5 protein-coding genes, 4 tRNA genes and 3 rRNA genes are annotated in these 13,675 nt (G+C 46.0%); 11 read left to right on the top strand and 1 reads right to left on the bottom strand.

Annotated elements, in window-relative coordinates; translation table 11 throughout:
• The first annotated feature begins 55 nt into the window (after window positions 1–55).
• The 4 genes from rluD to SHAL_RS16815 all read left to right on the top strand — a co-directional run bounded on the left by rluD (window position 56) and on the right by SHAL_RS16815 (window position 5,201).
• On the top strand, window positions 56–1,030 hold the full coding sequence (gene rluD / locus SHAL_RS16830; protein ID WP_012278317.1) for a 23S rRNA pseudouridine(1911/1915/1917) synthase RluD: 975 nt from the start codon (window positions 56–58) through the stop codon (window positions 1,028–1,030).
• Entirely contained in the window at window positions 1,027–1,773 is a 747-nt protein-coding gene (gene pgeF / locus SHAL_RS16825) for a peptidoglycan editing factor PgeF (RefSeq protein WP_012278316.1), read from the top strand. The genes rluD and pgeF overlap by 4 nt, the downstream gene beginning before the upstream one ends.
• A gap of 215 nt (window positions 1,774–1,988) precedes the next feature.
• On the top strand, window positions 1,989–4,562 hold the full coding sequence (gene clpB / locus SHAL_RS16820) for an ATP-dependent chaperone ClpB (protein WP_012278315.1): 2,574 nt from the start codon (window positions 1,989–1,991) through the stop codon (window positions 4,560–4,562).
• A gap of 315 nt (window positions 4,563–4,877) precedes the next feature.
• Window positions 4,878–5,201 (top strand): hypothetical protein, encoded by a 324-nt coding sequence (locus SHAL_RS16815; RefSeq protein WP_041416074.1) that lies wholly within the window; start codon window positions 4,878–4,880, stop codon window positions 5,199–5,201.
• A gap of 78 nt (window positions 5,202–5,279) precedes the next feature.
• Here SHAL_RS16815 and SHAL_RS16810 read toward each other — a convergent pair whose 3' ends face one another.
• Window positions 5,280–5,780, bottom strand: coding sequence for a DUF4124 domain-containing protein (locus SHAL_RS16810; RefSeq protein ID WP_041416072.1), 501 nt, complete (start codon window positions 5,778–5,780; stop codon window positions 5,280–5,282).
• Between the two features lie 826 nt (window positions 5,781–6,606).
• On the opposite strand from SHAL_RS16810, the gene SHAL_RS16805 reads away from it, so the two are divergent.
• From SHAL_RS16805 to SHAL_RS16775, 7 genes are all read left to right on the top strand, one after another.
• Window positions 6,607–8,149, top strand: a 16S ribosomal RNA gene (locus SHAL_RS16805).
• Between the two features lie 74 nt (window positions 8,150–8,223).
• Window positions 8,224–8,300, top strand: a tRNA-Ile gene (locus tag SHAL_RS16800).
• Window positions 8,301–8,365: 65 nt separating this feature from the next.
• Window positions 8,366–8,441, top strand: a tRNA-Ala gene (locus SHAL_RS16795).
• 375 nt (window positions 8,442–8,816) lie between these two features.
• Window positions 8,817–11,711: ribosomal RNA gene (locus tag SHAL_RS16790) — 23S ribosomal RNA — on the top strand.
• Between the two features lie 191 nt (window positions 11,712–11,902).
• A 5S ribosomal RNA gene (rrf, locus tag SHAL_RS16785) occupies window positions 11,903–12,018 on the top strand.
• The 16S, 23S and 5S rRNA genes sit together here with 2 tRNA genes alongside, the layout of an rRNA operon.
• A 1,164-nt stretch (window positions 12,019–13,182) precedes the next feature.
• A tRNA-Trp gene (locus SHAL_RS16780) sits at window positions 13,183–13,259 on the top strand.
• Window positions 13,260–13,472: 213 nt separating this feature from the next.
• A tRNA-Trp gene (locus SHAL_RS16775) sits at window positions 13,473–13,549 on the top strand.
• The last annotated feature ends 126 nt before the right edge of the window (window positions 13,550–13,675 follow it).

The raw sequence follows: 13,675 nt of genomic DNA, 5'->3' as shown, positions 1-13,675 counted from the left end.
CCGATTGTAACAGATAGTAAACATTTTTGGACCCAGAAAAGTGGGTACGGTTCATATGACACAAGAGATTAATCTAAAAAGCGAGATAACAGCAACACAAACCGGGCAAAGATTAGACCAGACTCTGGCTGATTTGTTCCCGGACTACTCGCGCACACGTATTAAAGAATGGATTTTAGCGGGTTCAGTCTTTATTGATGGTGAAGTATCTGACAAGCCTAGATTCAAAGTGCTTGAAGGTCAGGTAGTCACAGTTGGTGCCACGCTTGAAGAAGAGACAAAAGCACAAGCTGAAGCGATTGATTTAGATATCATCTATGAAGATGATCATATTCTAATTATCAATAAGCAGGCTGGTTTAGTCGTTCACCCTGGCGCAGGTAATCAAGACGGTACCTTAATGAATGCACTGTTGCATCATTGCCCGGGTATCGAATTAGTGCCACGTGCAGGTATCGTGCACCGTTTAGATAAAGACACCACAGGTTTGATGGTTGTGGCTAAAACGGTTGAAGCGCAAACACACTTAGTTGCGGCACTGCAGGCTCGTGAGATCACTCGCGAATATGAAGCGATTGTTACGGGTACGATTATTTCTGGTGGCACAATCGATGAGCCTATCGATCGTCACCCGACGAAACGTACCCATATGGCAGTTGTCCATAACGGTAAGCCTGCGATGACGCATTACCGTGTGGCAGAAAAGTTCAGAGCACATACTCGCTTAAGATTGCGTTTGGAATCTGGCCGTACTCACCAAATTCGTGTGCATATGGCACATATTGGTCATGTTTTGGTTGGCGATCCGGTTTACGCGGGTCGTCCACGTCCACCAAAAGGCGCGGCACCTGACTTTTTCGAGACCTACATGGGCTTTAGACGCCAAGCACTGCACGCTGTAAGACTCGAACTAGCACATCCATTTACTTGTGAAATCATGAGCTGGCAAGCACCGATCCCTGACGATATGGTGAAGCTGACCAGAGCGCTACGTAAAGACACTGAAGATAATCCTTTAGTTTATTTATGATAAGCAAGCTAGAAAATCAAGCTTGGTTTATCCCTCCAGGGGTAAACCTGGCTTTTTCTACTAAAGAGGGTGGCTGCAGTTTGCCACCTTTTTCCAGTCTCAATTTAGGACTACATGTTGGCGATGACCCTAAAAAAGTCTTGGCTAACCGTCAGTTAATCGAGCAACAGCTTAACCTTCCAGCAAAGCCTGCCTGGCTTGAACAAATCCATAGCATTGATGTTGTCGAGGCTGATAACACCCAAGTTCATCACGCCGATGCGAGTTATAGCAATAACGCCGATCAGGTTTGTGTTGTGATGACTGCCGATTGCTTACCAGTATTATTGTGTGATGAGAATGGCACCGAAGTCGCCGCAGTTCATGCTGGATGGCGCGGTTTGTGTGACGGTATTATTGAAGTCGCTGTTAAAAAGTTTAATCATCCTCCGCATGAACTGGTGGCTTATTTAGGGCCTGCTATTGGACCAACAGCGTTTGAAGTGGGCGCAGAAGTAAAAGTGTTATTTGAAACGAAGCACCCGCAAACAAGCCAGTTTTTTACCTGTCATATCAACTCACAAGGCGAGCAAAAATATATGGCAGATATTCAAGGTTTAGCCAGCTTTAGGCTCTCACTGTTAGGTGTAGAGCGTATTTTCAAAGATCAACGCTGCACAGTGTCTGATGTAAAAAGTTTTTTCTCCTACCGCCGTGATGGCATAACAGGGCGCATGGCATCATTTATTTGGCTTAATCGTTAAGTCTGACTTGATTTTGTTTAAATAGTCCCCATCTTTAAGTAACAGATATTCTGCACATTTAGCAGAGTCACCTTTTCTAATGTGAATAGAAGTACGAATGGATTTATACCGTTTCTAGCAATGGTCATAATGGCATCCAATTCAATTTCTCGAAGCAGATGCGCAATGTTCATTGCCTTTTATTTACCGAATTCTAATGAGTTATCGGAGGACTTATGCGACTCGATCGTATGACTAATAAATTCCAGATGGCGATCTCAGATGCTCAATCATTGGCGCTTGGCCGAGATCATCAATTTATCGAACCATCACATTTGATGATGGCATTACTAAATCAAGATGGTGGTTCAATCCATCCACTACTCACGCAGGCAGGGATCCAAGTGAGTACCTTGCGTTCTTTATTGAGTAAGGATTTAGAGCAACGACCGCAAGTCGAAGGTACGGGCGGAGACGTACAGTTATCGCAGGCATTAATTCGCCTATTGAATCTATGCGATAAGCTGGCGCAAAAACGTAAAGACAAGTTTATCTCTAGTGAACTGTTTGTATTAGCTGCGCTCGAGGGGAACGATGCCTTGACGCAAGCACTGAAACAATCGGGTGCGACGAAAGAGTTAATGGAATCGACAATCGACCAAATCCGTAATGGTCAAAACGTCGATGATCCTAACGCTGAAGATCAGCGACAAGCACTTAAAAAGTTCACCGTTGATCTGACTGAGCGCGCCGAACAGGGGAAATTAGACCCTGTGATTGGTCGTGATGACGAAATTCGTCGTACCATTCAGGTACTGCAGCGTCGTAGTAAAAATAACCCAGTATTGATTGGTGAGCCGGGCGTAGGTAAAACGGCGATTGTTGAGGGGCTAGCTCAACGGATCATTAATAATGAGGTGCCTGAAGGCATCAAGAATAAGCGTGTATTATCACTCGATATGGGTGCATTAGTGGCTGGTGCTAAATACCGTGGTGAATTTGAAGAGCGCTTAAAAGCGGTGCTCAATGAGCTGTCTCAAGAAGAGGGGCAAGTGATCCTCTTTATTGACGAGCTACACACTATGGTTGGTGCGGGTAAGTCTGATGGCGCAATGGATGCGGGTAATATGCTTAAACCTGCATTAGCACGGGGCGATCTTCACTGTGTTGGTGCGACGACATTAGATGAGTACAGACAATATATTGAAAAAGATGCAGCGCTTGAGCGTCGCTTCCAAAAAGTATTGGTGGATGAGCCGAGTGTTGAAGATACCATCGCTATTTTGCGTGGTTTAAAAGAGCGCTATGAGCTGCATCATCATGTAGAGATCACCGATCCTGCCATTGTTGCGGCGGCAAGTATGTCGCACCGTTATATCTCAGACCGTAAGCTGCCCGACAAGGCAATCGATCTCATTGACGAAGCCGCATCAAGTATTCGTATTCAGATTGACTCTAAGCCGGAATCTTTAGATAGGTTAGAGAGGCGTGCTATTCAGTTAAAGCTTGAAGAGCAAGCACTGAGCAAAGAAGCAGATGAGGCGAGTTTACGTCGCCTAGATGTTTTGCGCGCAGAGCTTAAAGATGTTGAGGCAAAAGCTGCAGAGTTAAATGAAATTTGGCGTACCGAAAAAGCAGCTTTAGCAGGGACTCAGCATATTAAAGCAGATCTTGAGCAAGCGCGTATGGATCTAGAAGTCGCAAGACGCGCGGGTGACTTAACTCGTATGTCTGAGTTGCAGTACGGACGTATTCCAGAGCTTGAAAAGCAACTGGACTTAGCGTCGCAAGCTGAAATGCAGGATATGACCTTGCTACGTAATAAGGTTACAGACGTTGAGATCGCCGAAGTGCTGTCAAAGGCGACAGGTATTCCTGTGTCTAAGATGCTTGAAGGTGAGCGTGACAAGTTACTCAAGATGGAAGATGCGCTACATGAGCGTGTGATTGGCCAAAATGAAGCTGTGAACTCTGTATCGAATGCGATTCGTCGTAGCCGCGCAGGTCTTTCCGATCCCGACCGTCCTATCGGTTCATTCCTATTCTTAGGCCCAACCGGTGTGGGTAAGACAGAGCTATGTAAGGCACTTGCTAAGTTCCTGTTTGATACCGAGTCGGCATTAGTGCGAATCGATATGTCAGAATTTATGGAAAAGCATTCAGTTTCACGGTTGGTCGGTGCCCCTCCAGGATATGTGGGTTATGAAGAGGGTGGCTATTTAACAGAAGCGGTTAGGCGTAAGCCATATTCGGTGATCCTACTTGATGAAGTAGAAAAAGCGCATCCAGATGTATTTAATATCTTATTACAGGTATTAGATGATGGCCGCTTGACCGATGGTCAAGGGCGTACGGTTGATTTTAGAAATACCGTGGTGATAATGACCTCTAATTTAGGTTCTGATCTGATCCAGATGGGTTTTGGCAAACAAACCTATGATGAGATGAAGTTTGATGTAATGCAGGTTGTTACGCAGAATTTCAGACCTGAATTTTTGAACCGTATCGATGAGGCCGTCGTATTTCATCCTCTTCATGAGAAAAATATTGCTCATATTGCGGCTATCCAAATTGAGGGTTTGAAACAGCGTCTTGCAGAAAAAGATTATGGGCTTGAGATTTCTAAAGATGCTCTGTCATTTATTGCTCGAGTTGGATTCGATCCCATCTATGGTGCAAGACCGCTTAAACGGGCTTTGCAACAAGAAGTTGAAAATCCGTTAGCCCAACAGATCCTCAGTGGACAATTATTACCAGGTAAGGATATTAAGGTTTCAGTTGAAGACGATGTGCTGGTCTTTAGCCAGTAAAGTGAGTTAATAACAACTTACCGTATAACAGTTGGTCTAAGGGACTGGGCTAGTTTTGTAAAATAGTACTAAAGGCTTCAACATGAGTTGAAGCCTTTTTTGTTTAAAAAATAGCGACAAACCCTGTTAACTCATCATTGTTAATGTATATTTGACCTGCGCTGACTGTTAAATGAGCTAAATGCATTTGTTTTCAATATCTAACTTTTATCGATTGGGATTAGTGAATTGGTAATATTTGAGTAATGCACAATACTCAAGGTTAGCGTCGAATAGTGTATTTCGAATTTTGATATGGACATGGAGCAGAGCATCATGAAAAAACAATTAGCCGTTATCGCATTGGTTTCACTTAGCGTAGTTGGCTGTTCGAGTTCTAATTATGAGAAAGAGCAAACGTCTGCGCCATATATTGGTGAAGGTAACAAGGGGTATGAGAGCCTGTATCACTATGGCTATTATCGCGGCTGTAAGAATGCTTATGTAATCAAGCTGCAAAAAACAGAATTATATGATTCGGTAAAAAAAGATACTGCACTAGATGGGCTAGATCGTTTTGACTCTGGCTGGGAGGCCGGACAGAAAGCCTGTGAAGATGGTGTGCCTCGCTCTATGTATAACTTACAAGCGAATAAGTAGTGTGACTCGATAAGAAAACAGACTCAATTGAGTCTGTTTTCTTGGCTAAAGCCGAGAACCATTGAACTTAAATGGGCATTATTTTACGCAAAAGAGCTTTATCTTCTGCTTATGCTCTGTAATTGCTGCTTGCCTCTGCTCTTCTGTCATTGCGACAACCTTACCCGACTCGGCATCTTTCTTATTTAACTTTGTATGAGTCGTAAGCACATTAAGGCTATGTTTAGCGTTTTTACAGATCCTTTCGGCCTGCTTGTGATCGTTCTGGGTTATGGCTGCCGCTTTAATCTCTAAATCCGTCGGAGTCTTATTTGTTATTGGGGCTGATGGCGCAACCGTCCCAATCTGTCTTGGTTCGATATCTTCCGTATAAAGCTTATCAGGCTTAGTTTGCTCTATATTTCGTTCTGGCGGCTGCTGGCTATAGTGAGTGACACCTTTGTCATCGACCCAAGTGTAGATAACATTGGCTCGGACTGGTGACGATGAGAGTGCACATACCAGAAATACACAGGCCAATGCCGCGCCGTAGGTTAGAAGCTGAAGTTTAGTGCTGTCAATTTTAAATGTTCTAATCATTTTTCTATCCATAGTTAAAATGAACGGACTCTAAATGAAGCCAGGATCTCACTTGCTTCATGCTAGCGTGAATACGTTAGAATGCCAATATCCGAATAGACGATAGGAGAACTGTATAAGAGGAAGCAATATACTAGGAGCCAGTAATGGCAAGATAGAAGATCTTAAGTGAGCTAAAATTGGAGCTGAAAGCAATACTAATCAGTGGTCGCTAATAATAAGCTTCAATGTAGAGGCAGGCAATTATCTGCATATCTACCGAAAAACGAGTGTTTTTGCTTGATTAAACCGCATGCTGCCTCATTAATGTCCACTTAACTAAGTTATTTAGATTTTATTGAAAAAGCCTCTTGCGCTCTTTTCGAATCTCCCTATAATGCGACCCCACTGACACGGTGAAGCAGGCAACTAGCCAAGCAAGCAGTGTTAGAGAGATTAACCTCTACGGAGATTAGCCTCAGGTGACAATCGCTTTAAGAGCTTCGGGTTTTGACTTCTGCTTAAGAAATCATCGCTTGAAAAACTTCTTAAAATAAGCGCTTGACGCCGCCACTGGAGAGTGTAAAATACGCCTCCTCAAGCCAACGACCTAGCGTCTTAGGCTGCTAACTGAAAGACTTGTTCTTAATAGGATTAGCACCGCTCTTTAACAATATGACAAGCAAATCTGTGTGGACACTCACAGAGATTAAGTTATTCGAAATTGCCTCTCACGAGGCAATCAAAAAATTACTTAATGAATGAGTGTTCATAGCAATATGTAATACAGAATTCGTTGAGCCGCTGATTTAGCCTTACTTGTAAGGTGGAAGAAGCAAAAAAACTTTAATTGAAGAGTTTGATCATGGCTCAGATTGAACGCTGGCGGCAGGCCTAACACATGCAAGTCGAGCGGTAACACAAGGGAGCTTGCTCCTGAGGTGACGAGCGGCGGACGGGTGAGTAATGCCTAGGTATCTGCCCAGTCGAGGGGGATAACAGTTGGAAACGACTGCTAATACCGCATACGCCCTACGGGGGAAAGGAGGGGACCTTCGGGCCTTCCGCGATTGGATGAACCTAGGTGGGATTAGCTAGTTGGTGGGGTAATGGCTCACCAAGGCGACGATCCCTAGCTGGTCTGAGAGGATGATCAGCCACACTGGAACTGAGACACGGTCCAGACTCCTACGGGAGGCAGCAGTGGGGAATATTGCACAATGGGCGAAAGCCTGATGCAGCCATGCCGCGTGTGTGAAGAAGGCCTTCGGGTTGTAAAGCACTTTCAGCGAGGAGGAAAGCTCAAGCGTTAATAGCGTTTGGGTGTGACGTTACTCGCAGAAGAAGCACCGGCTAACTTCGTGCCAGCAGCCGCGGTAATACGAGGGGTGCAAGCGTTAATCGGAATTACTGGGCGTAAAGCGTACGCAGGCGGTTTGTTAAGCAAGATGTGAAAGCCCCGGGCTCAACCTGGGAACTGCATTTTGAACTGGCAAACTAGAGTCTTGTAGAGGGGGGTAGAATTTCAGGTGTAGCGGTGAAATGCGTAGAGATCTGAAGGAATACCGGTGGCGAAGGCGGCCCCCTGGACAAAGACTGACGCTCAGGTACGAAAGCGTGGGGAGCAAACAGGATTAGATACCCTGGTAGTCCACGCCGTAAACGATGTCTACTCGGAGTTTGGTGTCTTGAACACTGGGCTCTCAAGCTAACGCATTAAGTAGACCGCCTGGGGAGTACGGCCGCAAGGTTAAAACTCAAATGAATTGACGGGGGCCCGCACAAGCGGTGGAGCATGTGGTTTAATTCGATGCAACGCGAAGAACCTTACCTACTCTTGACATCCAGAGAATTCGCTAGAGATAGCTTAGTGCCTTCGGGAACTCTGAGACAGGTGCTGCATGGCTGTCGTCAGCTCGTGTTGTGAAATGTTGGGTTAAGTCCCGCAACGAGCGCAACCCTTATCCTTATTTGCCAGCACGTAATGGTGGGAACTTTAGGGAGACTGCCGGTGATAAACCGGAGGAAGGTGGGGACGACGTCAAGTCATCATGGCCCTTACGAGTAGGGCTACACACGTGCTACAATGGTCGGTACAGAGGGTTGCGAAGCCGCGAGGTGGAGCTAATCTCACAAAGCCGGTCGTAGTCCGGATCGGAGTCTGCAACTCGACTCCGTGAAGTCGGAATCGCTAGTAATCGTAGATCAGAATGCTACGGTGAATACGTTCCCGGGCCTTGTACACACCGCCCGTCACACCATGGGAGTGGGCTGCACCAGAAGTAGATAGCTTAACCTTCGGGAGGGCGTTTACCACGGTGTGGTTCATGACTGGGGTGAAGTCGTAACAAGGTAGCCCTAGGGGAACCTGGGGCTGGATCACCTCCTTACCTATACGACTAACTTAATCGTTGTTGAGTGTTCACACAGATATGCTTGTCGTAAAGAAAGAGCAAATTACGTTGGGTCTGTAGCTCAGCTGGTTAGAGCGCACCCCTGATAAGGGTGAGGTCGGTGGTTCAAGTCCACTCTGACCCACCAAAATCTTTATTTTCTCCTAAAGAAAGATTTTGTTTTAACGTAAATTTGTTTGACTGCATGTAAATGGGGCTATAGCTCAGCTGGGAGAGCGCCTGCCTTGCACGCAGGAGGTCTGCGGTTCGATCCCGCATAGCTCCACCATTTACATCTTTCTCTTCAATAAGAGTAAGACATATGCACAGGTAAGAGATGCCAAAGATAAATGCAGAATTTATCTTTGGCTTTTTTAAGCCCGCTCTTTAAAAATTTGGAAAGCTGATAGTGTTAATCTGAAAGGGATAACGACTACGATTTATCGTGTTGTTATTTATAGGATTAGCGCGAAATTAAAAAATTGAGTTCTAAAAACACTTAACATTAAGTGTCTTAGCTTGTTGGCTGATACGTAAGTATGAGGCAATAAGATAAAAATTCTAATTTTGGCGAAAGTAGAAACCATTAGTTACAGTACGGCTGTTGTGAGCTTACCCGCTCAGAACAACGAGTATTTCTCATAGAGACTTATTTGGGTTGTATGGTTAAGTGACTAAGCGTATATGGTGGATGCCTTGGCAGTCAGAGGCGATGAAGGACGTAGTAACTTGCGAAAAGCGTTGGCGAGCTAGTAACAAGCATTTGAGCTAACGATGTCCGAATGGGGAAACCCACTAGCATAAGCTAGTATCATTAACTGAATACATAGGTTAATGAGGCGAACCCGGGGAACTGAAACATCTAAGTACCCGGAGGAAAAGAAATCAACCGAGATTCCCCTAGTAGCGGCGAGCGAACGGGGATTAGCCCTTAAGCGTAGAGGGTGTTAGTGGAATGTGTTGGAAAGCACAGCGGCACAGGGTGATAGCCCCGTACATGAAAACTAACTTTACGTGAAAACGAGTAGGACGGGACACGTGACATCCTGTTTGAACATGGGGGGACCATCCTCCAAGGCTAAATACTCCTGACTGACCGATAGTGAACCAGTACCGTGAGGGAAAGGCGAAAAGAACCCCTGTGAGGGGAGTGAAATAGAACCTGAAACCGTATACGTACAAGCAGTGGGAGCGGTTCTTGAGACCGTGACTGCGTACCTTTTGTATAATGGGTCAGCGACTTACATTTTGTAGCAAGGTTAAGCGAATAGCGGAGCCGTAGGGAAACCGAGTGTTAACTGCGCGTTTAGTTGCAAGGTGTAGACCCGAAACCCGGTGATCTAGCCATGGGCAGGTTGAAGATTGAGTAACATCAATTGGAGGACCGAACACACGTATGTTGAAAAATGCGGTGATGACTTGTGGCTGGGGGTGAAAGGCCAATCAAACCGGGAGATATCTGGTTCTCCTCGAAAGCTATTTAGGTAGCGCCTCGTACGAATACCATTGGGGGTAGAGCACTGTTAAGGCTAGGGGGTCATCCCGACTTACCAACCCTTTGCAAACTCCGAATACCAATGAGTACTATACGGGAGACACACGGCGGGTGCTAACGTCCGTCGTGAAAAGGGAAACAACCCAGACCATCAGCTAAGGTCCCAAAGTTATTGCTAAGTGGGAAACGATGTGGGAAGGCTTAGACAGCTAGGATGTTGGCTTAGAAGCAGCCATCATTTAAAGAAAGCGTAATAGCTCACTAGTCGAGTCGGCCTGCGCGGAAGATTTAACGGGGCTAAGCAATACACCGAAGCTATGGGTACTAGTGTTTACACTAGTGCGGTAGAGGAGCGTTCTGTAAGCCGTTGAAGGTGAAGGGGTAACCCACGCTGGAGGTATCAGAAGTGCGAATGCTGACATGAGTAACGATAAAGGGGGTGAAAAACCCCCTCGCCGAAAGACCAAGGGTTCCTGTCCAACGTTAATCGGGGCAGGGTGAGTCGACCCCTAAGGCGAGGCCGAAAGGCGTAGTCGATGGGAAACGGGTTAATATTCCCGTACTTCTGCTAACTGCGATGGAGAGACGGAGAAGGCTAGGCTAGCGCGGCGTTGGTTGTCCGCGTTTAAGGTTGTAGGCTGTACACTTAGGCAAATCCGGGTGTACTTAAGGCTGAGAACTGATGACGAGTCACTAAGGTGATGAAGTAGTTGATGCCATGCTTCCAGGAAAATCTTCTAAGCTTCAGGTTAGCAGGAATCGTACCCCAAACCGACACAGGTGGTCGGGTAGAGAATACTAAGGCGCTTGAGAGAACTCGGCTGAAGGAACTAGGCAAAATGGTACCGTAACTTCGGGAGAAGGTACGCTCTTAGTGGTGATGGGACTTGCTCCCTAAGCTGCCGAGAGTCGCAGATACCAGGTGGCTGCAACTGTTTATCAAAAACACAGTACTGTGCAAACTCGCAAGAGGAAGTATACGGTATGACGCCTGCCCGGTGCCGGAAGGTTAATTGATTGGGTTATCTTCGGAGAAGCTCATGATCGAAGCCCCGGTAAACGGCGGCCGTAACTATAACGGTCCTAAGGTAGCGAAATTCCTTGTCGGGTAAGTTCCGACCTGCACGAATGGCGTAATGATGGCCACGCTGTCTCCAGCCGAGACTCAGTGAAGTTGAAATTGCGGTGAAGATGCCGTATACCCGCGGCTAGACGGAAAGACCCCGTGAACCTTTACTATAGCTTGGCACTGAACATTGAACCTACATGTGTAGGATAGGTGGGAGACTTTGAAGCTTCGTCGCTAGATGGAGTGGAGTCAATCTTGAAATACCACCCTTGTAGTTTTGATGTTCTAACCGCGGCCCCTGAATCGGGGTTCGGGACAGTGCCTGGTGGGTAGTTTGACTGGGGCGGTCTCCTCCCAAAGAGTAACGGAGGAGCACGAAGGTTGGCTAAGTACGGTCGGACATCGTACGGTTAGTGCAATGGCATAAGCCAGCTTAACTGCGAGACATACACGTCGAGCAGGTACGAAAGTAGGTCATAGTGATCCGGTGGTTCTGTATGGAAGGGCCATCGCTCAACGGATAAAAGGTACTCCGGGGATAACAGGCTGATACCGCCCAAGAGTTCATATCGACGGCGGTGTTTGGCACCTCGATGTCGGCTCATCACATCCTGGGGCTGAAGTCGGTCCCAAGGGTATGGCTGTTCGCCATTTAAAGTGGTACGCGAGCTGGGTTCAGAACGTCGTGAGACAGTTCGGTCCCTATCTGCCGTGGGCGTTGGATGATTGAAGGAAGCTGCTCCTAGTACGAGAGGACCGGAGTGGACGAACCGCTGGTGTTCGGGTTGTCATGCCAATGGCATTGCCCGGTAGCTACGTTCGGAATCGATAACCGCTGAAAGCATCTAAGCGGGAAGCGAGTCCTAAGATGAGTCATCCCTAGGAATTTAATTCCTCTAAAGAGCCGTTCGAGACTAGGACGTTGATAGGCAAGGTGTGTAAGCGTTGTGAGGCGTTGAGCTAACTTGTACTAATGACTCGTGAGGCTTAACCATACAACCCTGATGGGTTTTGTATGAGACTGATGTTTCAACAGACACCAGAGTTAGAATTTAAGCACTTAATGTAGTGTGAACTCAATTACTTAATTTAAAAGCCATTTAAAAGATATCTCTTTTGAAGGCACAGCTTTTCAAACTTTTTTACCTTTAGCTTTTTTAAAAGCTGAAAGTAAAAGCCGAATTTGTCTGGAAACCATAGAGCTGTGGCACCACCTGAATCCATTCCGAACTCAGAAGTGAAACACAGTATCGCCGATGGTAGTGTGGGGTCTCCCCATGTGAGAGTAGGTCATTTCCAGGCGCCTATTTGTTCTCGAAAGAGAAGCGAGAAAGCCCGCTACGATGTAGCGGGCTTTTTTCGTTTTTGGCTGGTACGAGAATTGACTACTCGAATATGGGGAAGTAGAAAGCTCGAGCGTAGCGAGGTTCAATAACCATGTGGAGTAGGGTGAATAGTCTGCGCTTATCAAGCACTGCTTGATGCAGGCTATGAACGCGGAGAGCTTGTGACTTACAGGATGTAGGGAATGCCATTTATGCAGGATGCATATAAATGGTCTCGAAGCTGCCATTTCCAGACGCCACTTTTATTTCACTTTTGTAAAAGTGAAGACAAAACAGGATTCTCGAAAGAGAAGCAAAAAAGCCCGCTGCTAACGCAGCGGGCTTTTTTCGTATATGCGCTCACCTAAATTGTTCCAGACAATTTAAGGGACTTCTATATCCATATAGATCGCGTGAAAAGAACGACCCTCGATGTCGAGTAGATTATTGTTACCTCAGTAACAGTTCTTGCATTGATCTATCTCCTACATCCATGTAGTTGTGCATAATCGACACTTCCCACGTCTGGTGTTTAGGACTAACAAATGCCTTGGTGGCATGGGCGCTGCTTCCTACATCATAATTACATTTCCATTTCCCTATAGGTCAGATGTCATAGAAAGACATTGGTGACCTCCTGTTGTTGAGCTGGGTTTGTCCCGTCCAGAGGTGAGTTGACCTATGACAAACTCAAGAGACGGCAAAGAACTTCCCTGTTTTAACTTCTAGCTTATGTAGCACTCTCCTGTGAGCGTAGAAGCTATTACCCTAAGCTTATGATGCAAATAGCAGTGCGATTAATATAAGCAATCTGTGATTGCTGTAGGGAGGCAACTCGTAACAATTTGGAGCACTACCAAAGATACTTTTCAAATAGATTCTTGAACCAAAGTTAATGAGTGCACTCGTATGGAGTGTACTTACAAGCGTGTCTCTGCAAGATATTGATTGGGTTATCATGTTGCTGAGTTGCAGCCTTATTTCCTTTATCCTTGGGGACTCTAGTGCTGACAATCTCGCTTGCTTTAGCTATTAATGGTTAAAGCATCAACTATCTGCTGGGAAAACCTGCACTCGGTAGCTTTTGCATCAAAAAGTACTTTACCTTTTGGGCGATATTAAGCAGAATCCATCTCTCAAAAGGGGTGTAGCTCCAATTGGTAGAGCGCCGGTCTCCAAAACCGGATGTTGTGAGTTCGAATCTCCCCACCCCTGCCAAATTTGAAAAAGCCGAGCATTAGCTCGGCTTTTTTGCATCTGTCGTTTACTGGTTTAGTGAGTGGATTTAGTCAGTGTGCTCTGGGTGTTTTATCCAACGGGCTATGGGTTGTTACATTTCGCTTTATTGTCTGAAAAAACCACAGTTGACGCGCTTTAGATAAAAAAAGCTTTACCTTTGGGGGCTGATTTAGCATAATCCGTTTCGTCGACAGGGGTGTAGCTCCAATTGGTAGAGCGCCGGTCTCCAAAACCGGATGTTGTGAGTTCGAATCTCCCCACCCCTGCCAAATTTGAAAAAGCCGAGCAATTGCTCGGCTTTTTTGCATCTACAATTTACCATTATATCTGAAGTTATATAATGAAAGTTTGAGTCACGCTTGATAGGCGTTGGATCTCAGTGACTTTATCTTGGC

The organism is Shewanella halifaxensis HAW-EB4 (assembly GCF_000019185.1).
GTDB lineage: Bacteria > Pseudomonadota > Gammaproteobacteria > Enterobacterales > Shewanellaceae > Shewanella > Shewanella halifaxensis.
Note: the sequence above shows the minus strand (reverse complement) of the source record. Positions and strands in the feature narration are given on the sequence as shown.

Bases quoted from the DNA above. Each gene is read 5' to 3' on its own strand.
- rluD (WP_012278317.1), top strand. From the start codon at position 56: ATGACACAAGAGATTAATCTAAAAAGCGAGATAACAGCAACACAAACC.
- pgeF (WP_012278316.1), top strand. From the start codon at position 1,027: ATGATAAGCAAGCTAGAAAATCAAGCTTGGTTTATCCCTCCAGGGGTA.
- clpB (WP_012278315.1), top strand. From the start codon at position 1,989: ATGCGACTCGATCGTATGACTAATAAATTCCAGATGGCGATCTCAGAT.
- SHAL_RS16815 (WP_041416074.1), top strand. From the start codon at position 4,878: ATGAAAAAACAATTAGCCGTTATCGCATTGGTTTCACTTAGCGTAGTT.
- SHAL_RS16810 (WP_041416072.1), bottom strand. From the start codon at position 5,780: ATGATTAGAACATTTAAAATTGACAGCACTAAACTTCAGCTTCTAACC.